The organism is Polynucleobacter sp. UK-FUSCHL-C3, from assembly GCF_040409815.1.
Classification (GTDB): Bacteria; Pseudomonadota; Gammaproteobacteria; order Burkholderiales; family Burkholderiaceae; genus Polynucleobacter.
Genome location: NZ_CP099959.1, coordinates 201,604 through 228,248, shown reverse-complemented (window position 1 = coordinate 228,248; position 26,645 = coordinate 201,604). Strand labels below are relative to the sequence as shown.

Genomic DNA, 26,645 nt, shown 5'->3' with positions numbered 1-26,645 from the left:
AGATAGAGTCTATGAGTAAAGCGTTAGTATGGCTACGTCGCGATTTGCGCCTGCATGATCATGCAGCGCTTCACCACGCCTTACGCTCACATCAAGAGGTATGGATTGCATTTATCTTTGATACCACCATCCTAGAGCCGCTCCTGAAAAAGGGACTTGGTTTTGACCGGCGTGTTGATTTTCTTTGGCAATGCGCTCATGAAGTGGATCAAACACTTCGATCCCATGGGGGTGGCCTACTAGTCCGCCATGGGGACCCCACAGAACTCATCCCCAAACTGGCCGAGCAACTTCAAGTGGATTGCGTTCTCTCTAATCATGATTATGAGCCATCCGCTATCCAACGGGATCAGTCAGTCGCTACCATACTGTCCAAGAAAAATATTCAGTTTGAGCATTTCAAGGATCAGGTTATCTTTGAAAAGACCGAGGTATTAACCAACTCTCAAACAGTATTCTCAGTATTTACACCCTATAAGAATGCATGGCTCAAGAGATTAACGCCTGCTGATTTAGAGCCCCATGCTTGCGAACTGGGTACTAAAGGCTTGATTGGGCACTTTGCACCGATTCCCAAAATACTTGATCAGGTATTACCCGCTGTAGAGTCTATGGGATTTAAACCTACTGGTATTGAATCCTACCTACCACCAGGCCCTCAAGGGGCAGAGTTATTTCTAAACGATTTTTTAAAGCGTATCGATCAATACAATATCGGTAGGGACTTTCCTGCGATCAAAGGTGTGAGCTATTTATCCACCTATCTACGCTTTGGCAATGTTTCCATTCGAGGATTGGTTCGCGAGGCTCACCGCAGAATGCTAGCGGGCAGTCTTGGGGCAAGTATCTGGTTAAGCGAATTAATTTGGCGAGATTTCTATTTCATGATCTTGGCAAACCACCCCCGTATTGCAAGCGGGGAGTCCTTTAAACCCGATTACAACAAAATCGAATGGGAGAAAGGGGCTAATGCCCAGAAACTCTTTAAAGCGTGGTGTGATGGTCAAACTGGATATCCGCTGGTTGATGCAGCGATGCATCAACTCAACCAAAGTGGCTATATGCATAATCGCCTGCGCATGGTAGTAGCCAGTTTTTTGTGCAAAGATCTTGGAATCGATTGGCGCTGGGGTGAACAATACTTCGCAGACCATCTCAATGATTTTGAGTTCGCATCGAATAATGGCGGTTGGCAATGGGCCTCCTCCTCGGGTTGCGATGCACAGCCCTACTTTCGGATCTTTAATCCCACCACCCAATCCGAACGCTTTGATAGCGAAGGCAAGTTCATCAGACGCTATATTCCTGCTCTTGAGAAGCTTTCAAATAAGTCAATTCATGCGCCATGGACAGTCGGTCAAATTGAGCTTCAGGCCGCCGGAATTACTCTAGGCAAAGACTATCCTTTACCGATAATCGATCATGATGAAGCCCGCAAAGCTACCTTGATTCGGTATAACGTGGTCAAAAAGGTCTCCTGAGCATGTCCCGCGTATTTGCAATTGGCGATATCCAGGGCTGCTTAAGTTCGCTTAATCAACTGATCAAAAAATTACCTCGCACTTCTAAGATTATTTGCCTAGGCGATATGATTAATCGTGGACCAGATTCTTTGGGAAGTCTACGTCGCCTTAAACATCTTCAAGAAACTGGGGTAGCAGAATGTATTCTAGGTAATCATGATCTCAATCTTCTGGCCTGCGATGCTGGTCTCCGGGATTCCAAGCCGCTCGATACGATTGATGATATTTTGCGAGCACCAGATCGTAAAGACTTAATTGATTGGTTGCGTCACCGACCTATGGCTTTGTGTAATGGAAAGGTGCTGCTTGTTCATGCAGGAGTACTCCCCCAATGGAGTGTAAAGCGCACCCTAGAACTTGCTGCTGAAGTCGAACAAGCGCTTCGCCAAAAGACATACAAACAGTTCTTGGCACAAATGTATGGCAACACGCCAAATTACTGGGATCCAAAGCTCAAAGGGATTGATCGTCTCCGTCTTATTACAAACACTCTGACCCGAGTTCGTTTTTGTACCCCCGAGGGTGAGATGGAGTTCAAAAGTAAAGAGGGTCTAGAAAGCGGTCCCGCTGGATATATCCCTTGGTTTGAGATCTCTGGACGCAAAACACAAGAAATGCCTATTGTATTTGGCCATTGGTCTACCTTGGGCCTACTAAATCGGCATCGTGTCGTAGGGATTGATACGGGCTGCGTTTGGGGTGGCACATTAACAGCAATTGATCTAGATCATTTAGCAAGCGCAAATGAGACAATAAGATCAACCACCACTGATCAAGGCCTAAAGATTAAAACACTAAGCGTTGCAGGTTGCGATCACCCAATGCGAATGTAATGCTTTCGTAATGATTACCTTAGCTGTGCGAAGGATTTCTTGGCAGCGGTAATAATTTCATCAACAATTTTATTGTCGTGTGCTATCGAAGTAAAACCCGCCTCATAGGCTGATGGTGCAAGATATACACCAGCATCGAGCATGGCGTGGAAAAACCGTTTGAAGGACTCAATATTCGTTTTGGTAACTTCTTCATAAGAAGTGGGTACTTGATCAGAGAAGTAAAAGCCAAACATTCCACCAACACTATCCACCGAGAAGGGTATCTTTGCTAAATCTGCTTCATGCTTTAAGCCACTCATTAGTTTTTTTGTCTGCTCACTGAGGCACTCATAAAATCCAGCTCTAGAGATAATCTCCAGAGTCTTTGCTCCAGCAGCAACGGCAACTGGATTCCCCGAGAGCGTCCCCGCCTGATAGACATTACCCAATGGCGCCAACTTACCCATAATCTCGCGCTTCCCACCAAACGCAGCCATCGGCATTCCCCCGCCCATCACCTTACCAAGACAGGTTAAATCAGGTTTAATGCCATGTAATGATTGAGTACCGCCAAGGGCGACTCTAAATCCGGTCATCACTTCGTCATAGATTAGAACTGCACCATGTTTTTCAGTAAGCGCTCGAAGCGCTTTAACAAACTCTGGTGTAGCACGAATCAAATTCATATTACCGGCAATTGGCTCCACAATTAATGCAGCCACTTGATCACCATGTCTTTTAAATGCCTCTTCAAGTGCACCAACATCGTTATATGGCAATACCAAGGTGTGCTTCACTAAATCTTGAGGAACGCCTCCTGATGAAGGAGCGTTCTTTGTCGAATCAGCAAAGGTCAGGAGCCCAGAGCCCGCCTTCACTAATAGGCTGTCAGCGTGGCCGTGATAGCAGCCCTCAAACTTGATAATCAGATCACGATTGGTATAGCCTCGGGCTAAGCGGAGTGCGCTCATTGTTGCCTCGGTCCCACTGGAAACCATGCGGATCTGCTCAATATTTGGCATCAACTCACAAATGCGTTCTGCTAAATCAATTTCGCCAGCAGTGGGCGCCCCGTAACTAAAACTTTGGGTTGCAGCTTTTTGAACCGCCTCGACAACCTCTGGATTGGCATGGCCAGCAATCATTGGGCCCCAAGACATGATGAGATCAACATAGCGCTTACCATCGGCATCCCAGAAGTAAGGCCCCTCTGCTCGTGCCACAAATCGGGGTACCCCGCCGACTTGACGAAAAGCTCTAACCGGAGAGTTCACTCCCCCGGGGATTGTTTTTTGGGCACGATTAAATAATTGCTCGTTTTGACTCATGATATTTAAGTGAAATAGTTTTGTGGATCTGCAGACTAAATTACCGACATCTCAAAATCATCTTTACGCGCTCCGCACTCTGGACAAGACCAGTTCATTGGAACATCTTTCCAGAGGGTGCCTGGTGCAATTCCGTCATCTGGACAGCCCTTAGATTCGTCATAGATCCAACCGCAAATTAAACACATATAGGTCTTGAATTCCATAAAACTTTTTTCTTTCTATTAAAGATTTCTATTCTAAAGCCAAGCCTGACTAATCTCTTTTTCGAATATCAAACTTAAACAGACGACACTCTAAAGGGCCATTAAACAATGGGGTGCGCTTGGATTCTTTCATCCGCAAGTGCCCTGGTAAGCCCATATCTGCCGTCAATGCATAAATTTCCCAGCCACCAAAGTGGTCCTTTAATTGTTTGCTAAATTGATCTAAAAATGCAGCAAATTGAGGATCAATAGGTTCTTTGACTAAGGGCTCACGACTAGTGCGACGCTTTTGCATATAAGATTTATCCTCATCTCCCAATGGATATATTTTGTCTTGATCTCCGCCTTTTATACCCAAGCGCTCTCCATAAGGAGGGTTTAACACCATCACCCCACCTTGGTCTGAAGCAGGTTTCACTGCAATAGCATCGACCTGTCGCACATTCGGCAACCCTGGCAAATGGGCCCTTTGCCAATTAGCCTTACAAATCGTGATCATCTTTTCATTGATATCACTGCCACTAATTGCAATGGGAAACTTTGCAAAACTTGCTATCTCTTTTTTTGAGACATCACAAAGACCAGCCCAGTTCTTTTTCTCGAGAGAGGTATTAAATGGCTTTAATCGGGTAAAGCCAAATCCAGAAAGCTCTACCGCTTGTTTCCAGCCACCAAGCTTCGTTGACGCAGATAGATTCTTTTCCTCAAATAACTGTGCGCGTATTGCCCCTGGCGGAATATGCAACGCCATTTGTGCGGCCTCGATCAAAAAAGTACCGCTGCCACACATGGGGTCGTATAAAACTTGATTGGTTTGCCATGGAGTAAGTGCCAAAATCCCTGCAGCCAGGTTCTCCTTTAACGGCGCCTCTCCTTTCTCCTCGCGCCAACCTCTTTTAAACAAAGGTTCGCCTGATGTATCCAAGTAGATAGTGGCTTGATCAGCGGTTAAATGGGCCTGTACACGCACATCTGGATTAGCTGTATCGATATTGGGGCGCTCGCCCGTTTGCTCGCGCAAACGATCGACAATCGCATCTTTAATACGAAGGGTTGCAAAGTTCAAACTCTTTAAGGGTGAACGCTGTGCGGTCAGGTCTACCCGAAGCGTTTGATGAGAACTAAACCAATCCTCCCATCCAATCGATTTGGCCAAACGAAATAAATCATCCTCAGTCTTATAGGGGCCATCAGCCATTTTTAGTAAAACGCGGCTAGCAATACGAGAATGTAGATTGATTGCCATCGCGACTGCTAATGGACCATTGACGCCAATACCACCTGTCATATTGGCAGGAACAGGGTCAATTTGAGTAGCCCCCAAGGTCTTTACCTCGGCTCGCTTTGCAATCTCCTCAAGTTCGCGCGCCAAAGCACTCTCTAGCCCACCTGGACAAACAATAAAAAATTTCATGGTGAGTTCAGTTCGCTCTTAGATAAAATCAATTGGGCTTGATCACCACAAGTGCAGTTACTACTAGCATGAGTAAAACGGGTACCTCATTAAACCAGCGATACCATACATGTGATTTTGTATTGGTTTTTTCTAAAAAGCTCTTTAGTAATTTCTTACATTGTAAATGATAGGCAATAATTACCAGCACTAAGAGGACTTTTATATGCATCCAAATAGAGCCTCTACCCACGCCGTAATAAAGCCACAATACCAAGCCTAAAGCAACAGCAGGCATCATCAGGATAGTCATAAAGCGATATAGGCGCTGTGCCATAAGAAGCAGACGAGAGTATGCCTTTAGATTTGTTTCTTGTGCCAAGTTCACAAAAATACGGGGTAGATAAAACAAACCGGCAAACCAGGAAGCAATCAAGACAATATGGAGGGTCTTAGCCCAAAGGTATCCATCAAACATAGCTTCTCTTTAAATTGATAATTTATTGTCGTATTTCGCCATGGCCCATGACGACGTACTTTAGGGATGTAAGGCCCTCTAATCCAACGGGGCCTCGAGCATGCAATTTGTCATTCGAAATCCCAATCTCAGCACCAAGGCCATACTCAAAGCCGTCAGCAAAGCGGGTGCTGGTATTAACCATCACACTCGCACTATCGACCTCTCGTAAGAATCGATCGGCGTGGGCTTGATTTTGCGTAATGATCGCATCTGTATGCTTGCTACCATAGTGCTCAATATGATCCATGGCCTCATCTAAATCCTCAACCATCTTAATCGATAAGATGGGTGCCAAATACTCCGTGTGCCAATCCTCTTCGCTTGCGTCAACCAAATGAACAAAACCACTATCCTCCAGAACCTTGCGGGTTTTATAATCAACCCGCAACTCAACACCCTTATCTTGATAGATCTTGCAAAGAGGTGGCAACACATCCTTAGCGATCTTGGTGTTGACCAATAGGGTTTCCATCGCATTACATGGGGCATAACGTTGTGTCTTTGCGTTATCACACACCCGTATTGCTAAATCAAGATCAGCGCCTTCATCGATATAGGTGTGGCAAATACCATCAAGGTGCTTAATCATGGGCACTCGACCATCCGCCATTAAACGAGCAATCAAACTCTTACCACCACGGGGTACGATGACATCAATGTATTCGGTCATGGTAATCATCTTGCCAACAGCGGCTCGATCGGTTGTTTGAACCACCTGAACAGCTTCTGCGGGAAGTTGTGCCGCAGCCAATCCTTCCTGAATCAAACCCGCCAAGTAGGTATTTGAGTCAATTGCCTCTGAACCGCCTCGCAAAATGACTGCATTGCCTGACTTCAAACATAGTGCGGCAGCATCAATAGTCACGTTGGGTCTTGACTCATAAATAATACCAATGACCCCTAAAGGCACGCGCATCTGCGCGATCAAAATTCCTGAAGCTTGTTTCTTAAAAGCACCGATGTGCCCAACAGGATCTCCCAGACTAGCGATTTGCACAAGGCCCAAAGCCATGTTCTCAATGGATTTCTCGGTCATGGTCAACCGATCAATAAAGGCTACATCATTACCATTGGTCTTAGCACGCTTTATATCGACCGCATTAGCCGCCAATATTTTGGCAGCATCCCGACGAATAGCTGTCGCAATATTAAGCAATGCCCGATTCTTTTGCTCACTACTTGCTTTTGCCATCGCCCGCGATGCGGATCTCGCTTGCTGGCCAATAGCCAACATCATTTGCTCAATCGTGGATTGGTTTTGTGCTCCCATAGACCATACTCTAACGCAATAAGCCACCAATCAGGCGAAGACCATCCCATGGATTGCTAGGTAAGTCACGGACTAATAAACCTTTCACTTGTTTATCAAGGTTCGCAGCCAAAACTATGGCTTGCTTCAGTTTTTTAGGTGCAATCCGTTTAAGTGCAACTGGATACAACTTCTCGCGCTTTCCCCAAATTCGATAGTTCCGTAATAAGTTTGCTAGGGCATCACCAGCCAATAATGCAGACTGTACCTTATGGAGGGTTCGGAGCTCATCGCTCACACTCCATAAAATTAATGGCAATGGCTCACCCTCCCCCTGTAAGCCTTCTAGCATTCGGTTCAAACGTGCTGCATCGCCAGAGAGCATCGACTCCGTAAGCTCAAAAATATCATAGCGAGCTACTTTTAATACTGCAGAACGGATCTGCTCTTCGCTTAATTGACCAGCTGGATAAAGTAATGCTAATTTCTGAATCTCCTGATGTGCTGCAATTAAATTGCCCTCAACCTGATCGGACATAAATTGGAGCGCACGTTGCCCACTTTCACCTGCCTCCACTTCCTGAGATTGTTTTTTAAGGCGTTGTCCAATCCAATGTGGAAGGGCAAGGCGATCAATTGAGTCAATTTGTATGGCCATACCAGCTTCATCTAAAGCGGAGAACCATGCTGAACTTTTGGTCTTCGAATCTAAGCGCGGCAAAATAATACAAATGATCGTGTCCACACCATTGCCTGTATTGTTAATTTGCTCAGCAAAGTGTTTTAAAGATTCAGCGCCATCTCGACCAGGCTTACCAGTAGGCATACGCAGCTCTACAAAACGCTTATCCCCAAATAAAGACATGGTTTGCCCGGCATTGATTAGAGCGGCCCAGTCAAAATAGCGATCCTGCACCAACACCTCACGTTCAGTAAAGCCACCAGTCCTAGCAAGAGCTCGCAAGGCATCGATTGCCTCCATCATCAATAAGGGCTCATCACCGCTAAAAATATAAAGGGGCTTAAAGCTATGCTGCTCTTTTGCAAGGGCAGTCAAATGCATATGAAATGCGTCGCTTTTGATCATGCCACTTTCCTAGGGTAAATAGTGAGCTATCTTGCTACCCGACCAAGCGTTGCGACTCGCCGCAATATTTGCAAAGCAAGATCTGCGCGCATACTTTCTAAGAACTGCTGTTGTTGCTGATCAGATGCCAAAACGGTTGCGGTCGTGAAATCTAAATCGCGGGTCACATAGATATCAGACTCTGGAATAACCTCAGCACCAACATTATCAAAGGCTCTAAAAATCACACGATTATTAAGACGATAAGCGGAGATCTGACCAGTGGAAGTGTAGGTCAAAATCTGCCTTGTACTCTCTTCGCTCACAATCTCTAAAATTAGATCGGCATCTTTGCCATTGCTTACTACTTTTGCATTTGAGCCAGTGACAATGATGCGCTCCAGGTCATAACGTAACTGGGGCGAAGGACGGCCAGAAATCAAAATCGCTTTATAGGGGATGGTGACCGATCCTCGTAGCCTAAATCCGCACGCAGAGAGCCCTCCAAAGGACAAGAGAGTGATGCCCCCTAGGGTGCCCAAGAATGTACGGCGATTGTGGGTCAATAAATGGCTCATATTGCTATGCTACGACATTCACGAGTCTACCCGGTACCACAATGACCTTCTTGGGATTAGCGCCATTCAATATCCTAAGAACCGACTCGGCACGAAGGGCAATAGACTCAATTGCCTCTTTGGTGGCATCTGCAGGTACCTTGATCTGCCCTCGATGCTTGCCGTTGACTTGCAATACCAACTCTATCTCACTTTGCACCAGAGCAGATTCATCCACCGTGGGCCATGGAGCATCTAATAGGGATCCAAACTGTTTTATAAAGCCCAGTTCCTGCCAAAGTACATAAGTGCAATGGGGAACTACCGGATATAAAATACGCAACAAAATACTGAGAGACTCCGATAGAACAGCTGGACTAATTTGTTGTGATGCGCCATCTAACTTAATGGGCTCTAAAACATTTAACATCTTCATCGCAGCAGAGACCACTGTATTGTATTGACGACGTTGATAGTCAAAATTAGCCTGCTTGAGAATCGTATGCACCTCAAAGCGTAGATCCTTCTCAGCTGTATTGAGTTCACCAGTAATTACTGTTTGGACATTGTGAAGTACCTGCGCCTGAGAGCTCGCATAAATCCAGAGTCGTCTCAGAAAACGTGAGGCACCCTCAACCCCTGCCCCAGACCACTCGAGCTGTTGCTCAGGGGGAGCGGCAAACATCGTAAATAAACGTGCCGTATCTGCGCCATATTGATCAATGAGAGCCTGCGGATCAACCCCATTGTTCTTGCTCTTGGCCATTTTCTCAACGCCACCAATCTCTACAGGCGAGCCGTCCTTGATTAATTTAGCGGCAATAGGTCGGCCTTTTTCATCCAAATCAAGCTCAACCTCCGAGGGATTAATCCAGAGCTTCTTACCGGCATCTTCTTTATAAAAGGTTTCGTTTAAGACCATGCCTTGGGTTAGCAGATTCTGAAAAGGCTCATTAAAGTGGATGAGCTTCATATCGCGCATGACCTTGGTCCAAAAGCGCGCATATAGCAAATGTAAAATCGCATGCTCAATACCGCCAATGTATTGATCCATTGGCATCCAATACTCATTACGTGCATCTACCATCGTCTTTGCATCAGGCCCTGTATAGCGCATGAAATACCATGACGAGTCCACAAAGGTATCCATCGTATCGGTCTCGCGCCTAGCCGATTTGCCGCATTTAGGGCAATCCACTTTTAGAAAATCATCTCGTTTATTTAGGGGGTTACCAGAACCATCGGGTACACAGTCCTCTGGAAGCATTACTGGCAAATCGGCTTCGGGCACCGGAACCTCACCACAGCTCTCACAATGAATAATCGGGATTGGCGTTCCCCAATAGCGTTGGCGCGAGATCCCCCAGTCACGCAAGCGGTAGGTGGTTTTGAGTTCGCCCAATCCCATTGCCTTGAGATCTTGCGCAACAGCTTGGACAGCCTCTTCATGAGATAAGCCATCGTAGCGATCGCTATCTATGCACTCAACATTATCTTTTTGGGCATACCAGTCTTGCCAAAGGCTTGCGTTAAATAAAGAAGTTTTCCCCTTTACTGCAATGACTTGCTTGATTGGGAGCTGGTATTTATTTGCAAATGCAAAGTCGCGTTCGTCGTGTGCCGGGACGCCCATCACCGCACCGTCGCCATAAGACATCAAAACATAATTGCCCACCCATAGAGGAATTGGCTCTTGCGTTACAGGATGGTTTACATATAAGCCAGTTGGCATGCCCTCTTTGTCTTGCGTAGCAAGATCTGCTTCAATCACGCTCCCGGTCTTACATTTCTCAATAAAACCAGCCAAGGCTGGATTTGATTTAGCTGCTTGACTAGCCAAGGGATGCTCTGCCGCCACTGCGCAAAATGTAACGCCCATGATGGTATCGGCACGCGTGGTAAAGACATACATCTTGCCTTGACCAATAAGGTGACCAGCATCATCTTTAATTTGATGAGCAAATGCAAAACGAACCCCCTGACTTTTACCAATCCAGTTTTGCTGCATGATCTTGACGCGTTCAGGCCAATCTAAATGATCTAGGTCCGTAAGCAGTTCTTCTGCATAAGCGGTGATGTTGAGGTAATAGCCGGGGATCTCACGCTTTTCTACTGGGGCGCCAGAACGCCAACCACGTCCATCAATTACCTGCTCATTAGCCAGAACGGTTTGATCAATGGGATCCCAGTTCACTGTTTGGGTCTTACGATACGCAATACCTTTTTCTAGCATCTTCAAAAATAACCATTGGTTCCAGCGGTAGTAATCCGGCTGACAGGTAGCGATCTCGCGTGACCAGTCAATTGCTAATCCCATCGCAGCCATTTGCTTACGCATGTAATCAATATTTTGATAGGTCCATTGCGCAGGTGGAACTTTATTCTGAATTGCTGCATTCTCTGCTGGCATGCCAAAGGCATCCCAGCCCATGGGCATTAGAACGTTATAACCTTGCATGCGTAACTGACGAGCCATTACATCATTGATGGTATAGTTGCGCACATGGCCCATATGTAATTTACCCGATGGGTAAGGCAACATCGAGCAAGCATAAAACTTGGGCTTTACCAGGCCGTCTGCACTCTTTGCATTCTCGATTACGCGATAAGCCTCATTCTTGATCCAATCGCTATGTGCATTTGCCTCAATACTACGAAAATCATAATCCTTTGCCATCGCCGTCTTACTCTAAATTTTTATTTGTTTTTAAATGATGTGGTTATTTTTTGAGGCCAAGAACATCCTGCATATCAAACCAACCCTTCGCTTGATTCTGTAAAAAGGCGGCTGCCCGCAAAGCACCTTGAGCGTAAGACTGACGACTACTTGATTTGTGACTAATTTCAATCCGCTCACCCTCACCCGCAAAAATCACCGTATGATCACCCACAATATCGCCGCCACGAATGGTGGCAAAGCCAATACTTCCTGACACTCTTGGACCAGTATGGCCTTCACGTGCATACACTGCTACATCACTTAATGTTTTACCTTGTGCATTAGCAATTACCTCGCCCATCTTTAGAGCAGTGCCAGAGGGTGCATCCACTTTATGCCGATGATGGGCTTCCACGATCTCAATGTCATAGCCTTGATTAAGCAGCTGCGCAGCGACCTGCAAAATCTTGAAAGTAGCGTTCACGCCCACACTCATATTCGGCGCAAAGACCATTGCAATGGTTTTTGAGGTGGCCTGTAACTGCTTTAATTGCTCGGGGGTGAAACCGGTGGTTCCAATAATCATTTTGACCCCCGCCTTTTGTGCCGCAACTGCATGCAATAAAGTACCTTCGGGTCTTGTGAAGTCAATCAAATACTCAGCCCCTGTCAAACCTTTGGCTAGATCAGAAGTTATTTGGACCTTTGTTGCCTTCCCCAAGAATGCCCCTGCGTCGTTCCCTAATTGTGGGCATGCGCTATGCTCGAGTGCGCCAGTTAGCTCCGCATTTGGATCATTCAGAATGGTCTCGATGAGCATCTTGCCCATCTTTCCGGTAGCGCCGGCAACCGCAAATTTCATTGGCATGATTTACCTTCTATCCACTAGTTTTTAACAGGCGTAATTACTGTATTTGGCTGTGGGGATGGCAAGGGTAAATTATTTGGCTGACTAATTACCATCACTTCAGGGGCCACCTTTTTTTCTCTTTTGGGGGGCTTATTTTTGCCAGTCATCACATCCCAAAAACTTCGTCTCTCCCGTGCGTAGGTATCAATTTCTGCCACCAATTCAACTTCGGTTGGTAGGGCGTCCCCTCCAAACTTAGCGAGTTGATCTCCCTCAAAAATTAATGTGACACGTCGCTCCTTACCAACAGTCTCGCCCTCACGCTTGAACTCAAAGACATAGTCCCAACGATTCGCATGGAAGTAACTTGCTAATAAGGGCGTGCCCATAATTTGACGTACCTGCTCACGTGTCATGCCTACTTTTAAGTTTGAATACTGTTCGCTCGAAATAAAATTGCCCTGCACAATATCTGGGACATAGGGCTGAAAAATGCTATTCATCCACGCCCGCTGCGTATTGTCGATTGCTGAGGAGCACCCTCCCAAAGCAAGACAAAATAAGCTAACAAATAGCGCTCTTTGGCTTCTGGCCAAATTACTTCTAACAGGACGGGTAAAAATGCTAATCTGCATGGACTAAAGGTTCAACGTATCATTAAGTACTTGATTTTAGCGCCCAATGCCTAAATATGATCTAAAACCCTATGAGCCAAAACTCCTCCCCTGCTGAACTTCGAGAAATCGGCCTAAAGGTGACCGCACCGCGCATCAAGGTTCTAGAGTTCTTTCAGCAAAACCCTAGCTCCCATTACAGTGCCGAAGAGGTCTATATGGCGCTATCTAAAGATGATTCAGATATCGGCATTGCTACGGTCTACCGAGTTTTAACCCAGTTTGAGCAAGCCGGGATCCTCTTGCGGAGCCATTTTGAGTCAAGCAAGGGGGATAGCCGAGCCATTTACGAGCTTAATGAAGGGAAGCATCATGACCACCTGGTTTGCCTAGATTGTGGACACGTTGAGGAGTTTGTAGATCCCGCTATTGAGAAGCGTCAAAACGAGATTGCCAAGTCTCTTGGCTTTAAATTACAAGAGCATTCACTGGCGATGTATGGTCATTGCCAGAAAAAAAATTGCCGTAATAAGAAGAAGTAAACCAAAAAGGGATTAGGTTAATTTCTGATGCCACAGTTTTATCTAGCAGGTGATTGGGCCTACTCCGATCAAGCAAAATTGATTTGTGATATCAATGCCGACCTTGTTCACCATCTTCGTGTGCGCCGCATCACCGACTCTGAATCATTTACTATCTTTGATGGAAAAGGGCATATTGCAAGAGCGACATTACTAAATCTCTCTAAGCAATTTGGGCAAATAGAAATCACCGATATCGAGCTGGATTTGCACCGAGAGTCGCCCTATCGCATTGCGCTCATTCAGGGATTGGCAGGGGGTGACAAAATGGATTGGATTATTGAAAAAGCGGTTGAAACGGGTGCTGCCCATATTATTCCCGTTGAATGCGAACGCTCAGTTCTACGACTTCGCAGCGATACCAAACGTTCCGAGAAGCGCCTAGCTCACTGGCAAGCAATTGCGGAGGCTGCTTGCGAACAATGCGATCGAACGGTCATTCCTCAGATTGAACCAGTACAAAATTATGACCATGCCGTCAAGACTTCAAAAGCGAAGATTAAAGCCCTTCTAAGCCCTGAAGCCAAGGGTTCATTTGAGGGCTTTTTAAATCAACAAGCGCCTAGCGATATATGTGTTGTGATTGGACCAGAAGGCGGACTCTCGTCCAATGAAGAAGTCTTAGCCCAACAGGCTGGCTTCGAAATACTCTCTCTAGGGCCGCGCGTACTGAGAACAGAAACTGCTGGGATCGTAGCGATCACAGCAGTTCATGCTGTTTGGAATCTAAAAAGAGCTTAGGATAATTTAAGCGAAAGAATAGAACACGCGATACGGTACACGGCGCTCAGACCAGAACTCGACTGCATCACGGAATACATCTAACAGAGTTTCGCGCGCTTCCTTATCAAACTTTTGCGTACAAGGAAGCCCCTCAAGGACCACCACAAAACCTGGTTGTGGTCCCGCCTTATCAACCAAGGTCGTTAATGCGTCTAAGAGAGGATCAAAGTTTTTCGCTTGTTGCTTAGTAAACATGTAAGCATTCGCGATGGCTTCAAGCACCTCACCTTTTGTATTGGCATTAGTACATGCAGCGTATACAAAGTGTTGCCCAAGCTCGGTAGCGGCCTCTGCTAAATCGCTCGTTCTAAATGCACGAATCGATTGCACGATATTGGGGCGCACACTGCGCAACATTGCTGGGGGTCCAGCATCTCTGATTGCCAAAGCGGCGCGCCAAGAAGCTGTCACTTTTTTTCCTAGGTCTTGATTGGCAGCATAGGTCTGAAGACGGGACAAACCGCCTTGGGCATAGATGCTCGCGGCCGAGGCTTCTCGGTCAGCTTGATCGTTTCTGTCCCAATTTTCTGCGCGACTGTGGTCTTCGACGCTTGCTGAAGATATGTTTTCAGGAAGAATGTTCATGATGGGTAGTAGATTACCCTTATCCCGCCCTCAAATCAAGCCCAATTCAACTACTTATTTTATAAGCTATTGATTTATATAAATAAATTAAAAGTAAGCGACTACTTACTATTACTTAAAATAGCCCTCTAGATTGACTTGCAGCCTCAACCACGGCCAAGGTTGTCACATTCACAATACGGCGCACAGTGGCTGCCGGGGTAAGAATATGGATCGGTTTTGCCACACCAAGTAAGAGTGGGCCAATTGCTACGCCGTTCCCAGCAGCAGTTTTCAATAAGTTATACGAGATGTTGGCGGCATCGATATTGGGTAAGACCAATAAATTAGCCTCGCCCTTCAATCTGGATTGTGTGACCGCCCCTGCGCGGATTTCAGGGTCAAGAGCGCAATCGCCATGCATTTCACCATCGACTTCCAGATCGGGTGCAGTCGCTTGCAAAATTGCCAAGACCTCGCGCATTTTGAGGGCCGAAGGCGCATCACTTGAACCAAAGTTGGAATGGGATAAAAGGGCAACTTTGGGGGTCATGCCCAGCTTCCGCATCTCGCTAGCCGCCAACAAAGTAATTTCTGCTAACTGGGAAGCTGTGGGATCAACATTGACATGGGTGTCTACCAAGAAGACTTGGCGATTGGGCAATATTAGCCCCGACATCCCCCCATAAACACTCGCCCCCAGTTCGTGGCCGATGACTTCATCGATATATTTGAGATGGGTGCCGACGTTACTAATCGTTCCACAAATCATGCCATCAGCGTGACCTTTTTTTAGAAGAATAGAACCAATCAAAGTATTACGACGACGCATTTCTAATTTGGCAAAGGACTCCGTTACCCCCTTACGCTCTGTCAGCTGTAAATAGGTCTGCCAAAAATCCCTAAAGCGCGAATCGCTTTCGGGATTCACAATCTCAATATCAACACCAGGCTTCATGCGCAGGCCGTATTTCTCAATGCGATGCTCAATTACAGAGGGGCGACCGATTAAGATCGGATTTGCTAAATTTTCATCAAGCATGATTTGCACAGCGCGCATGACACGCTCATTCTCACCCTCACAGAAAACAATCCGTTTTTGCTCTGCCGGAATCTTCTTGGCAATGCCAAAGAGCGGTTTCATGATGGTGCCTGAGTGATACACAAACTGTTGCAACTGATCTTTGTAAAGCGCAAAGTCTTTAATGGGTCGACTAGCAACCCCACAATCCATAGCTGCCTTAGCAACGGCGGGCGCGATCACGGTAATCAGGCGGGGATCAAACGGCTTGGGAATTAAATAATCAGGGCCAAATGCCAAATTCTCAGTACTATAGACCGCAGCTACTACATCGCTTTGTTCAGCTCGCGCCAAGTCAGCGATAGCCGTAACCGCCGCAATTTCCATCTCACGGGTAATGGTGGTAGCGCCCACATCCAAAGCGCCACGAAATATAAAAGGGAAACACAAAACATTGTTGACTTGATTGGGGTAATCGGTCCGCCCTGTTGCCATGACCGCATCTGGCCGAACTGATTTCACCTCTTCGGGAAGGATTTCAGGGGTGGGATTGGCTAATGCAAATACGAGCGGCTTATCGGCCATACGTTTCACCATTTCTGGCTTTAGAACTCCTCCAGCGGACAATCCCAAGAAAACATCGGCGCCCTCAATCGCTTCACCTAAGTTGCGTTTATCGGTCTTTTGCGCAAACGGTAATTTTTTTGGATCCATCAACTCGGTTCGACCCTCATAAACCACACCGACAATATCGGTTACCCAAATATTGCTTTTCGGTAAACCTAAATCCACCAATAACTCCAAACAAGCTAGCGCTGCCGCACCAGCGCCTGAGGTGACCAGCTTGACCTTACCAATGTCTTTACCAACAACCTTCAAGCCATTGAGAATGGCTGCTGCCACCACAATAGCAGTGCCGTGCTGATCATCATGAAAGACCGGGATCTTCATGCGCTCGCGCAATTTACGCTCCACCAAGAAGCAATCTGGCGCCTTGATATCCTCCAAATTAATTCCGCCAAAGGTAGGCTCAAGAGCAGCAATCACTTCCACCAACTTCTCAGGATCGCTTTCATTGACCTCAATATCAAATACATCGATACCCGCAAACTTCTTAAACAAGACGGCCTTTCCTTCCATCACCGGCTTGCTGGCAAGTGGGCCAATATCGCCCAAGCCCAGGACAGCGGTTCCATTGGTTACTACACCCACTAAATTTCCTCGGGCGGTGTACCGAAATGCAGTGGAAGGATCTTTTTTAATCTCTTCACAAGCAGCGGCAACCCCTGGGGTGTAGGCCAAGGCTAAGTCCCGCTGATTGGTTAATTGTTTGGTTGGCGTAACCGCTATCTTTCCAGGAACCGGAAACTCGTGGTATTGCAAGGCGGCTTGGCGCAGAGCCTTAATTTGCTCTTCTTTATTTTGATTGGGATTGTTTCCAGACTGACTCATAGTGATCTGCAGGTAAGAGGTGGAGGGGTTTTATGGGTGTGAAATAGCTTTTAAGGCCTAGGAGGCTCTAAATGTTGCAATTAACAATGATCATTTTTGTTAAATATTTGCTCAAATGTCTATTCTATTCCTCCCAAAGGATTGCTGCGAAAGGGGTATTGAGCGCACTCCCAGCTAACGCCGTTCACGCACGGAACGAGATATACCAAACCCCGCCTAAAATGAGTCTATGTCTAAGCCAATATCCAACACAATAAAGGTGCCCACAGAGGGGGTGGGAGAGTTTGTCCTGATTGAATCGGTCTTTAAGGCAGGCGCCGAAGCAATGGCCAAAAAAAATCCTGAAAATACCCCTGCATTAGGTATTGGTGATGATTGCGCCTTACTCAAACCCAAGGAGGGGGAGCTCATTGCAATCACTAGCGATATGCTGGTATCGGGAAGACACTTCTTTGCAGATGCTGACCCATACTGCTTAGGGAAGAAATCCCTAGCGGTCAATCTTTCTGATTTGGCTGCTATGGGTGCAAACCCACTGGGCTTCACACTCTCCCTTGCATTACCGAGTATGGATGATATTTGGATACAAACATTTGCGCGAGGATTGTTTGAAGAGGCTAATCAATTTAACTGTCCCTTGATTGGTGGCGACACCTGCGCTGGACCATTAACAATTAGCATCACTGCGCTTGGTAGCGTGCCTCGTCAGCAAAGCATTCAGCGAAGCGGCGCACAGGTGAATAACGATATTTGGGTATCTGGGACAATTGGTGATGCGCGCTTAGCACTCGCTCATGCCCGTAATGAATGGTCTCTCAATCTAAGTGCCACCCATTTAAAAATGATTAATCAGCGACTACATGAACCAATGCCGCGCGTAGGCTTGGGTATTGCATTGCGAGGTATTGCAAGTGCAGGGATTGATATCTCTGATGGCTTGCTAGGCGATCTCAAGCATATTCTGAAAGCATCTCACCTTCATGCTGAGGTCTGGATTGATTCCTTACCAATATCGAATGTTTTACACGAACAAGAAGCGCAGATTCGTCAGCAATGTGCAGCGGCAGGTGGTGATGACTATGAGCTTTGTTTTACAGCCGATCAAAAGCATCGTCTTCACATTCAACAAATTGCCAACGACCTAGGAATTACGCTCACTCGCATTGGCCAACTGGTCGAGAGTAAGGAGGATGCACAAAGCATTACTCTACTTGATCATGACGGCAAGCTTTTAGGGGCAGCGCTAACAAATACTCTCTTGCAATCCTTTGATCATTTCAAGTAATCAGCCCTCAGCAATCATGAGTCTTTCTCCCACACTATCTTTTGCCTGGATGCTAGGCTCCATCCATCGTACTGTTGCACTCGGTCTGGGAAGTGGGCTGAGTCGCTTTGCTCCTGGAACTGCTGGGACTCTCCTTGCTTGGATTCTTTATTTAGTGATGCAAGTATTTTTTTCAGAGGCAGTGATAGTGATCGTAATTATTTTTGGCTTAGTCTATGGTTGCTGGGCTTGCGGTATTTGCAGCAAAGATCTTGGCTATCCTGATCATGGCAGCATTGTGTGGGATGAGATTATTGCGTTTTGGTTAGTTCTTCTTTGTATTGGGTCTGGGTCATTTGCAATCCAAGTTCTTGCTTTTGCATTATTTCGTTTCTTGGATGCCATCAAACCCTGGCCCATCAATCGCATTGACCGATATTTCAAAAGAAATGCTCATGTAAATTCAGCGCAGGCAATTATCTGGCAGGGTTTTGGAATCATCGCAGACGATCTCTTAGCGGCTTTTTTTACAATCATTCTTATTCTGTTGGGGATGAGACTCTTCTGATGAATCAATCTATTGCTTCACTTGTACAAACGCTTTCCAATCTTTTGGAGAAATCGTCCATCAAGATTGCCTTAGCAGAATCCTGTACAGGCGGCTTATTGGCAGCCCACCTGACAGCTCAAGCAGGATCAAGCCGTTGGTTTGATCGTGGCTTTGTCACCTATAGTAACGTGGCCAAGACCGAGAGTATTGGGGTATCGCCCTCACAAATTGAGCAATACGGTGCGGTCAGTGAAGAGATCGCCAAAGCCATGGCTCAGGGAGCTTTGAAACACAGCGAAGCCCAAACAAGTATCGCCATCACCGGCATTGCTGGACCAGGCGGCGCCACTGAAAACAAACCAGTTGGTATGGTCTGCATTGCTTGGGCAATTCAGAAGTCAAGTAATCCTGTGCGGCTGATCGGAAACACTCAGTACTTCAATGGCGATCGTCAGGCAATCCGTGAACAAGCCTGTATTTATGCTCTAGACCAATTAATACAAATCCTAAGCCGTCCAGACTGAGTTGTTGACTCTTAATTAGACTTAAGCCAACCTTTATGGCGGAAGTACCCCAATGGAATCATCGCTGAAATAATCATGGTGATGATGGCGGCCGGATAACCCCAGGTCTCTTTTAACTCGGGCATAAACTCAAAGTTCATACCCCAAATGCTAGCGAGCAAGGTGGGCGGCATTAGGGCGACCGAAACCACAGAGAAGATCTTAATAATTTTGCTCTGGTTCAAACTAATAAAGCCGACGGTTGCATCCATTAAGAAGTTGATCTTATCGAACAAAAATGCAGTATGGTTTTCTAAGGAATCGATATCGCGTAAGATTTGACGAGCCTCTTCTTGCTGCTCATCTGAGAGTAATTTGCTGCGCATTAGAAATGAGAGGGCGCGTCGAGTATCCATTACGTTACGACGAATGCGGCCATTGGTATCCTCCTCAGTCGCAATCGTCTCTAGAACACCTGCGGCATCGGCATCGGTAATAGTTTCAGATAAGACGCGCTTACCCGCTTGCTCTAGATTTTCATAAACCTCCTCAAGCGCGTCTGCCGAGTATTCAGCATCGGTTGAGTACAAATCCAGGAGAACATCTTTGGCATTACTAACAGAGCCTGGGCGTAACCGCGCACGAAGACGAACGAGCCTAAATACTGGTAAGTCTTCATCGTGAATGGAGAAAAGAACTTGGTTGGTTAATACGAAAGCCACCCTCACGTTGCGTGATGTGTCTTCTTCGTCTAACAAGAAATCAGTGCGAATATGCAGATGCCCATCGTCTGCCTCAAAGTAACGAGCAGACGCTTCCAAATCACCTAAATCATCCAGTTCTGGCAGTTGAACTGCAAAAGCTTCTTTGATCCAGAGGAGTTCTTCCTCTTCCGGGTCGATGACGTCAATCCAAATAGGATTATGGTGCTGAAGTAGTTCATTGCGATCTTCGACTTGCTCTTGCGATAGACGGCCATTTTGTAGGACGAACAAGTTGATCATGGTGAACTCCCGACGAATGCGCTAGTTTATCCTATGCACTATGAACAGTTCATTACATGTGACAAAAAAGGGTGGGTCCTTTCGGGATCAGATTGAGGCTGCTTGGGCTTCACAGGGCAGCATGCTCTGTTTGGGGCTAGACCCAGACCCCAAGCGATTCCCATCCTGCCTAGCCGGTAAGCCTCAAGCCATCCTAGAGTTTTGTCAGACAATTGCCGATGCGACCGCAGACCTGGTTTGTGCTTTTAAACCACAGTTTGCCTACTTTGCCTCTCAGGGGGCCGAGGCCCAACTCGAAAAGCTAATCGCTCATCTCAAAACCAAGTACCCCAATATCCCCGTTATCTTGGATGCCAAACGTGGAGATATTGGCAGTACTGCGGAGCACTATGCCCTAGAGGCCTTTGAACGATATGGGGCCGATGCAGTAACGGTCAATCCCTATATGGGCAAGGATTCGATTGAGCCTTATTTGCAACATGCAGGCAAGGGAGTAATCATTCTCTGCAGAACCTCTAACCCCGGTGGCTCCGATCTGCAAAACCTTCATGTTGGGAATAATGGGGCTCTCTTTGAAAAGGTGGCCCAGCTCGCAAAAGAATGGGATCAATCCGGTCAGGTTGCTCTGGTGGTTGGTGCAACCTATCCCCAAGAAATTGCCAAAGTTAGATCGATTGTGGGCGATATGCCTCTATTAATTCCTGGAATTGGTGCACAGGGTGGCGATATTGAGGCTACTGTGATGGCTGGTGCAATTTCTAAGCGTCCAGGTATCGGGATGATGATTAATTCTTCTCGTGCAATTTTGTATGCCAGCTCAGGTGACGATTATGTGAGCGCTGCGAGAGGGGTTGCGCAAGAGACCCGCAATGCGCTGCGTACTGCCCAAGTAAAACTAAAGTAACAATCCAGTCAGAAACTAAGCCGCTGGATTTTTTCTATTTTGGCTTGGGAAGAGCAATTCGGTCCATACCCTCCAAGATAAATTGTTGGCGAGCACTAAAGTCAATGCTGCCTCGTTTGCAATATTTACTCTTATCAAAGCATTTTGGTGCCGGCAAGGCGGATGCCAAAGAGACAGCTTGATCACGGGTAATATTTTTGGGAGTGCTCACAAAGTAATGTTGGGTAGCAGCACCAACTCCAAAAATACCCTCGCCCCACTCGACCGAGTTCATATAGATTTCTAAGATTCGTTGTTTTGATAAAATAAGTTCCAATAATCCCGTAACGATTAGCTCTTGAGTCTTGCGGAAGTAATTCTTCTCTGAGGAGAGAAATAAGTTCTTAGCCAATTGTTGAGTAATCGTGGACCCGCCGCGCACGACCTTACTGCCTGCTTTTTGATTTCTCTCCCAAGCTTTTTGCATATCCTCAATTCGAACGCCTGGATGTATAAAGAAGATATCGTCCTCGCTCACTAAAATTGCGCGCTTGAGATCATTGCTAATTTGTGCATAAGGAACCCAACGATGTTGAATCGGGCAAGTGAAACTAAACTGACATAGTCGCCAATGCTCTGCCCTCTGAAAAGCGGTGCTACTTGGATTAATAAAGATCCATAATGTAATTTGCACTACAAAATACAATTGGATCGAAACAAATCCCCAAGCAATGCATTTTAAGAAATAGGTCAGCCACCGCATGGGGCCTAAGCCTTTCGCAGACTCGAAAGGACTGGGCGTGTTCCTAGCGACTCTATATTCAGCTTGCGCCAAAGAATAAATGCTTCTGCTGCTTGCTCCACCAACATTCCAAGACCATCACTAACCCGACAGCCGTTCTGCAGAGCCTGATGCATGAAAGGCGTGATCTTGCCGTAAAGTAAATCATAGGCAAAACAACTGGACTGGAATACATGCTTTGCGGCCAAATCGCTCAATGGGCTTTGCTGTTCCAAGCCGGCTGCGCTTGCATTAATAACCAAATCAAACAAAGGCACATTATCTTGCTCTAGTTTTAAGAGTGACCAGGCCTCTAAATCCACCGCCAAGGAATTGGCAAGATTTTTAAATGTAGCAACTAATTCTTCGGCCTTATGAATGGTCCGATTTACCACCACCAGACTATTTGGCACTTCTTGCAGAATAGGGCCAATGATGCCGCGACTGGCGCCACCGGCGCCTACTATCAATACACGTTTGTTATTTAGCCCAATACCCTGTGACTGCAAATCACGGACCAAGCCGATTCCATCCGTATTGTCACCAATCAATTGACCATTCTCAAGCCATAAGGTATTAACAGCACCCGCTAATTTGGCGCGTGGACTTAATTGCTGACATTGGACGAAAGCATCGAGCTTGAAAGGGACTGTTACATTGGCGCCCTTACCGCCCATTTGAAAAAAAGCAGCAAGCATCTTGGCGAATTGATCGAGCTCGGGCTGTATACGGATATAACTGATACGTTGTCCACTATTACGAGCAAATTGCTCATGAATTAAAGGGGATTTACTGTGCATAATGGGATTGCCAAAGACAGCATACACATCCCTATCTTTAAAAAGCTCGGGCTCTAATCGCAACAGAAATGGATAAGCACTCATTGATTCATGCCATTCTTTAATTCAAAACGGTTTCCAGATTGCTCTTTGGTGTCGCGTGTGAACTCAAAAGTAGAGACCCAATCCAAAATGTCGAGCTGCCGACGCATCTCTGGAGGAAAGGGGCCATATGGTGCGGCCGCTCGCACAATCGCAATCGCTTGACGGTCTAACTCCCGAACTCCTGATGAACGGCTTACCTCAATACCTTCGCGTCCCTTACTATTTGTAGCAATATAGCCTTCAGCATCGACACTGACTGTTAAAACTAAGCTTCCATAGATAGGACGCCCCTGCACTCTCGGAAAGAAAGTATTGCCATAGGCCTCAATCTTTTGGCGCATAGCATCGTAGTAATACGCAAAGGCCACGGTCTTTGTACTACTAGCGCTTAACACTGCCCGCCGCGGTAATCGCCCCTCGGGGCTAAGACGTTTTGCTAACTCAGCCTCTAGAGCATTCATTTCTGTAATCTGTTTAGCCTCTTCCCCACTTCGTTTACCGGAAGCCTGTTTTTTATCAGCCTCTAATTTAGACAGCAACTGCTTTTGACGTTTCTCAAGTGCTTCCAATTTTGCATCTGCGCCCAAACGCGCGCGATGCATCGCGCTGGCATCTTGATTAATGGTCAAACCACCCCCATCGAGATCTGCTTGGGCAAGCTTCTGTGCGTTTTGAGGTGGCGATTTAGTACTAGCATTTACTAGGACAACGCTTAATGGTGTACTTAGGCGACGATCCTGTTCCTGCGCCTCAAACCAGCGATGACCCAAAAGTAAGACGTGGACTAACAGAGAAAGAGCTAAGGCAATCCACAAGGGGCGGATAAGGATAGGCGGACGGGCCAGGTTCATAGTGAGGTTCACTCTGAAGAGCCCATTGCAATTTCATTAGAGGCTGCGGGCTCGCCTAGGTCGGGAAGGCTTTCAATCTCGACCAAACGAGCGGCAGCGGTCAATTGCAATAGATCGATATCCATAACCTCAATCTTAGCCCGAGCCATCCTCGCTTGATTGGCCAGCTCAGGAATCGGTAAATGCAAGGGGATAGGCTCAAGGCGGGACATTCCTTCTTTAAGATGACGGGCATGTATTAACTTGGGCAAGCCTTGCTGGGAAAGCCATCGTAAGCACCAGTATTTTTCAATTCGATCTTGGTGCTCGCCATAGTGTTGATAAACGTTCTCAAAGTCAGCCGCAATCCCCATCAAGGTCACATCTTTAGGCGAGAATGGTGCCACCATCTTTGCGGTTACTCCATTTCGGACGAGTGCTATTAATTGCCATTGATTCAATAAATCAGAATAGCGTCGCAAGGGGGATGTGCACCATGCATAGAAATCAAGGCCCAAGCCCTCATGAGGTCCCGGAGTTGTTTGCATACGTGTACGCTGAGGGCCCCAACCCTTTTGGGTTCTAAATAGAGCGGGCAGGCCGTGCTCTGCTAACTGCTGTCCCCAAATGCGATTACACAAAATCATGCATTCTGCAACGATCGAATCCAAAATAGAACCGCGTAAGCGTGGCTCTATTTCTACGACACTTTGATCAGCGCTAATATGGAAATTAAAGTCTCGTGCTAAGGCATTGGTATCACTAATACCGAGTTGCTCAACCCGCAAGCCATTTTTTTCACGTTGCTCTTGGCGCTTGCTATGTAAAAACTTGGTCAAGTTCCAAAGGATGGATAACTCTTTTTGATAGGGTAGGCCTGCGGCGGGATCCATCAAAGACTCTTCATTGACACTCTCCTCCAGATCATCTAAACGCAAATTGGCCTCGATGGGAACTAACTCTATCTTGGTTTCAGGTAATTGATCTAATAACTCTCCCTGAGCACTGATTTCTACATAAAGAGAAACTGCTGGACAAACTTTTCCTTGGTCTAAAGAAAAATAATGGATAAAGCTTTCTGGGAGCATGGTGATCTTATTGCCCGGAAAGTAGGCGGTAGACATTCGCTGGCGGGCCACTTGATCAAATGGATCATCCTTCTGTATCAATAGACCTGGTGCAGCGATATGTATACCCAATCGATAATGCCCGTGTTCAATAGGCGTTAGAGATAAAGCGTCATCAATCTCCGTAGTACTTGCATCGTCAATTGAGAACGCCCGCACTTGGGCAGTGGGCAAGCCTTCGATACATGTTTTCCATGCATCCGGTGCAATACTGAAGTCTGCCGAAAATCCAACCCCGCCCGGAAAATGCTGGCGCAAAAACTGTCCATGGTGATAAGTCAGGGGGGAATCCAATGCCCCACAACGCATCATTAACTGGGCTGGATGCTCGCCGGTCTGATCACAAGCTCCACTAAAGGCTTTATACGCAAGGCTGTTTTTATCAGGCGAGAATAGCAATGTATTCACCTGCGGTCGCAATGCCTCAGGCATTTGGCCCGCCACAAGGTCTGACTGCCACAACGCTTGCTGTTCTAATTCTTTCCGCTTGCGCTCAATCGCAGCCAAACCGGCCTGGAGTTGCTCAAGCGGAGCCCGCATAAATTTTCCGCGGCCCTTGCGACGAAAATAGACGGGGGCTCCTTGTAATGCAATGGCCAAGGCGACGAGTTGTTCGGTTGATACCGCATCTCCGAAGTATTCTTTAGCTATCGTTGAAAACAAGAACTCTTCATCCGGTGCGCAATCCCATAACAACTGTAAATCAATCGTTTGGGCCAATTGATTGGCGTTGCTAATGAGCGTTTGTGCGTCGGGCTTTTCAAATTCTAGCCATACCTCTTTTGCCTTAATCTTAAGATGCTTGCCCGATAGTGCACTAACCTGCCAAGACTGCGTATCACCAGAGCCCGAGGAAGATAAAACGGTAGCCGCACGTATATCGCCACCCTCCTCATACAGAAGATGCATTAGAGAGAAATCCCACCGCTGGCTTCAATGGTCACTCCATTGACATAACTTGACTCGTCACTCGCTAAAAAGAGGTACACATTGGCTATCTCTTCGGGGGATCCCAGGCGCGACATCCACGACCGCTTCTCAATCCCTTGCAAAATATCTTCTGGCATTGCCTTCACCATCTCTGTGGCGATAAAACCTGGGCAAACTGCATTGACGCGAATGCCCTTCTGACCAAACTCTCTTGCCCAAGTCTTGGTAAATCCAATTACGCCGAATTTAGAAGCTGAGTAATTGGTCTGCCCAAAATTGCCATATAAACCTACTACGCTTGAAGCGTTGATTATCGAGCCTTTTTTTGCCTCAAGCATGTGGGGAACAATAATTTGCGTACAGTTAAATACACCCTTTAAGTTGACATCAATCACCTCATCAAATTGCTGCTCAGTCATTTTGACCAAGCGGGCATCTTGAGTAATGCCCGCATTGTTAATCAATATATCGATATGCTGATGCTTGGCAATCACCTCATCGACCACCGCTTGAATACTGGCGCGATCGGTAACGTTCATTACATGGGGCTCGGCCTGCTTCAGTTGAGATGCCGCTTCTTTGACCGCATTCGCATTAAGGTCCGTCAGTATGACCTTCGCACCCTCTTCATCAAAGCGCTTGGCGGTAGCAAAACCAATGCCATTAGCACCGCCTGTAATTAAAGCCACTTTATTGCGTAATCGCATC

At 46.6% G+C, this 26,645-nt stretch carries 26 protein-coding genes; 8 read left to right on the top strand and 18 right to left on the bottom strand.

What is annotated here, in order from left to right:
- Window positions 1-11: 11 nt before the first annotated feature.
- Window positions 12-1,481 carry a deoxyribodipyrimidine photo-lyase gene (locus tag NKE59_RS01215; RefSeq protein ID WP_353439064.1) on the top strand — a complete coding sequence of 490 codons (1,470 nt, stop codon included), beginning with the start codon at window positions 12-14 and terminating at the stop codon, window positions 1,479-1,481.
- 2 nt (window positions 1,482-1,483) lie between these two features.
- The gene (locus NKE59_RS01210) at window positions 1,484-2,356 is read left to right on the top strand and encodes a symmetrical bis(5'-nucleosyl)-tetraphosphatase (RefSeq protein ID WP_353439063.1); all 873 of its coding nucleotides are present in this window, start codon (window positions 1,484-1,486) and stop codon (window positions 2,354-2,356) included.
- 14 nt (window positions 2,357-2,370) lie between these two features.
- Here the strand turns inward: NKE59_RS01210 and hemL are convergent, their stop codons facing one another.
- From hemL to NKE59_RS01160, 10 genes are read right to left on the bottom strand one after another with little or no spacing between them, the layout of a single operon-like run.
- A complete protein-coding gene (gene hemL / locus NKE59_RS01205; RefSeq protein ID WP_353439062.1) occupies window positions 2,371-3,666 on the bottom strand; it encodes a glutamate-1-semialdehyde 2,1-aminomutase in 1,296 nt (431 codons plus the stop codon).
- A 35-nt stretch (window positions 3,667-3,701) separates the two neighbouring features.
- Complete coding sequence (locus tag NKE59_RS01200; protein ID WP_353439061.1) at window positions 3,702-3,872, bottom strand: rubredoxin; 171 nt, start codon at window positions 3,870-3,872, stop codon at window positions 3,702-3,704.
- 49 nt (window positions 3,873-3,921) lie between these two features.
- A complete protein-coding gene (locus NKE59_RS01195; RefSeq protein ID WP_353439060.1) occupies window positions 3,922-5,286 on the bottom strand; it encodes a class I SAM-dependent RNA methyltransferase in 1,365 nt (454 codons plus the stop codon).
- 28 nt (window positions 5,287-5,314) lie between these two features.
- Window positions 5,315-5,743 carry a CopD family protein gene (locus tag NKE59_RS01190; protein WP_353439059.1) on the bottom strand — a complete coding sequence of 143 codons (429 nt, stop codon included), beginning with the start codon at window positions 5,741-5,743 and terminating at the stop codon, window positions 5,315-5,317.
- Window positions 5,744-5,765: 22 nt separating this feature from the next.
- Window positions 5,766-7,055: a glutamate-5-semialdehyde dehydrogenase gene (locus tag NKE59_RS01185; RefSeq protein ID WP_353439057.1), complete on the bottom strand. Its 1,290-nt coding sequence runs from the start codon at window positions 7,053-7,055 to the stop codon at window positions 5,766-5,768.
- Window positions 7,056-7,065: 10 nt separating this feature from the next.
- A complete protein-coding gene (holA, locus tag NKE59_RS01180) occupies window positions 7,066-8,121 on the bottom strand; it encodes a DNA polymerase III subunit delta (protein WP_353439056.1) in 1,056 nt (351 codons plus the stop codon).
- Between the two features lie 26 nt (window positions 8,122-8,147).
- Entirely contained in the window at window positions 8,148-8,678 is a 531-nt protein-coding gene (gene lptE / locus NKE59_RS01175) for an LPS assembly lipoprotein LptE (protein ID WP_353439054.1), read from the bottom strand.
- A 4-nt stretch (window positions 8,679-8,682) separates the two neighbouring features.
- On the bottom strand, window positions 8,683-11,334 hold the full coding sequence (gene leuS, locus NKE59_RS01170) for a leucine--tRNA ligase (protein WP_353439053.1): 2,652 nt from the start codon (window positions 11,332-11,334) through the stop codon (window positions 8,683-8,685).
- 43 nt (window positions 11,335-11,377) lie between these two features.
- On the bottom strand, window positions 11,378-12,178 hold the full coding sequence (gene dapB, locus NKE59_RS01165; protein WP_353439876.1) for a 4-hydroxy-tetrahydrodipicolinate reductase: 801 nt from the start codon (window positions 12,176-12,178) through the stop codon (window positions 11,378-11,380).
- A 23-nt stretch (window positions 12,179-12,201) separates the two neighbouring features.
- Window positions 12,202-12,669: an outer membrane protein assembly factor BamE gene (locus NKE59_RS01160; protein WP_353439052.1), complete on the bottom strand. Its 468-nt coding sequence runs from the start codon at window positions 12,667-12,669 to the stop codon at window positions 12,202-12,204.
- 203 nt (window positions 12,670-12,872) lie between these two features.
- On the opposite strand from NKE59_RS01160, the gene fur reads away from it, so the two are divergent.
- Complete coding sequence (fur, locus tag NKE59_RS01155) at window positions 12,873-13,322, top strand: ferric iron uptake transcriptional regulator (RefSeq protein ID WP_353439051.1); 450 nt, start codon at window positions 12,873-12,875, stop codon at window positions 13,320-13,322.
- A 27-nt stretch (window positions 13,323-13,349) separates the two neighbouring features.
- Window positions 13,350-14,102, top strand: coding sequence for a 16S rRNA (uracil(1498)-N(3))-methyltransferase (locus tag NKE59_RS01150; protein WP_353439050.1), 753 nt, complete (start codon window positions 13,350-13,352; stop codon window positions 14,100-14,102).
- 6 nt (window positions 14,103-14,108) lie between these two features.
- Here NKE59_RS01150 and NKE59_RS01145 read toward each other — a convergent pair whose 3' ends face one another.
- Together NKE59_RS01145 and NKE59_RS01140 are read right to left on the bottom strand one after the other, a co-directional pair.
- The gene (locus tag NKE59_RS01145; RefSeq protein WP_353439049.1) at window positions 14,109-14,729 is read right to left on the bottom strand and encodes a barstar family protein; all 621 of its coding nucleotides are present in this window, start codon (window positions 14,727-14,729) and stop codon (window positions 14,109-14,111) included.
- A gap of 115 nt (window positions 14,730-14,844) precedes the next feature.
- On the bottom strand, window positions 14,845-17,181 hold the full coding sequence (locus NKE59_RS01140; protein ID WP_353439047.1) for an NADP-dependent malic enzyme: 2,337 nt from the start codon (window positions 17,179-17,181) through the stop codon (window positions 14,845-14,847).
- Between the two features lie 229 nt (window positions 17,182-17,410).
- On the opposite strand from NKE59_RS01140, the gene thiL reads away from it, so the two are divergent.
- From thiL to NKE59_RS01125, 3 genes are read left to right on the top strand one after another with little or no spacing between them, the layout of a single operon-like run.
- The gene (gene thiL, locus NKE59_RS01135) at window positions 17,411-18,466 is read left to right on the top strand and encodes a thiamine-phosphate kinase (protein WP_353439046.1); all 1,056 of its coding nucleotides are present in this window, start codon (window positions 17,411-17,413) and stop codon (window positions 18,464-18,466) included.
- A 16-nt stretch (window positions 18,467-18,482) separates the two neighbouring features.
- Window positions 18,483-19,013, top strand: a complete 531-nt coding sequence (locus NKE59_RS01130) for a phosphatidylglycerophosphatase A (protein ID WP_353439045.1) — start codon at window positions 18,483-18,485, stop codon at window positions 19,011-19,013.
- On the top strand, window positions 19,013-19,519 hold the full coding sequence (locus NKE59_RS01125) for a CinA family protein (protein WP_353439043.1): 507 nt from the start codon (window positions 19,013-19,015) through the stop codon (window positions 19,517-19,519). Before NKE59_RS01130 ends, NKE59_RS01125 begins: the two co-directional genes overlap by 1 nt.
- Before the next feature lie 11 nt (window positions 19,520-19,530).
- Here the strand turns inward: NKE59_RS01125 and corA are convergent, their stop codons facing one another.
- On the bottom strand, window positions 19,531-20,502 hold the full coding sequence (gene corA, locus NKE59_RS01120) for a magnesium/cobalt transporter CorA (RefSeq protein ID WP_353439041.1): 972 nt from the start codon (window positions 20,500-20,502) through the stop codon (window positions 19,531-19,533).
- A gap of 40 nt (window positions 20,503-20,542) precedes the next feature.
- On the opposite strand from corA, the gene pyrF reads away from it, so the two are divergent.
- Window positions 20,543-21,406, top strand: a complete 864-nt coding sequence (gene pyrF / locus NKE59_RS01115; protein ID WP_353439040.1) for an orotidine-5'-phosphate decarboxylase — start codon at window positions 20,543-20,545, stop codon at window positions 21,404-21,406.
- Window positions 21,407-21,440: 34 nt separating this feature from the next.
- Here the strand turns inward: pyrF and mtgA are convergent, their stop codons facing one another.
- From mtgA to NKE59_RS01090, 5 genes are read right to left on the bottom strand one after another with little or no spacing between them, the layout of a single operon-like run.
- On the bottom strand, window positions 21,441-22,148 hold the full coding sequence (gene mtgA / locus NKE59_RS01110) for a monofunctional biosynthetic peptidoglycan transglycosylase (RefSeq protein WP_353439038.1): 708 nt from the start codon (window positions 22,146-22,148) through the stop codon (window positions 21,441-21,443).
- Between the two features lie 5 nt (window positions 22,149-22,153).
- Complete coding sequence (gene aroE, locus NKE59_RS01105; protein ID WP_353439036.1) at window positions 22,154-23,050, bottom strand: shikimate dehydrogenase; 897 nt, start codon at window positions 23,048-23,050, stop codon at window positions 22,154-22,156.
- Window positions 23,047-23,901 (bottom strand): TonB family protein, encoded by an 855-nt coding sequence (locus tag NKE59_RS01100; protein WP_353439035.1) that lies wholly within the window; start codon window positions 23,899-23,901, stop codon window positions 23,047-23,049. Before NKE59_RS01100 ends, aroE begins: the two co-directional genes overlap by 4 nt.
- 8 nt (window positions 23,902-23,909) lie before the next feature.
- Window positions 23,910-25,916 carry an RNB domain-containing ribonuclease gene (locus NKE59_RS01095; RefSeq protein WP_353439033.1) on the bottom strand — a complete coding sequence of 669 codons (2,007 nt, stop codon included), beginning with the start codon at window positions 25,914-25,916 and terminating at the stop codon, window positions 23,910-23,912.
- Window positions 25,916-26,644, bottom strand: a complete 729-nt coding sequence (locus NKE59_RS01090) for a beta-ketoacyl-ACP reductase (RefSeq protein ID WP_353439032.1) — start codon at window positions 26,642-26,644, stop codon at window positions 25,916-25,918. The genes NKE59_RS01095 and NKE59_RS01090 overlap by 1 nt, the downstream gene beginning before the upstream one ends.
- Window position 26,645 lies beyond the last annotated feature (1 nt).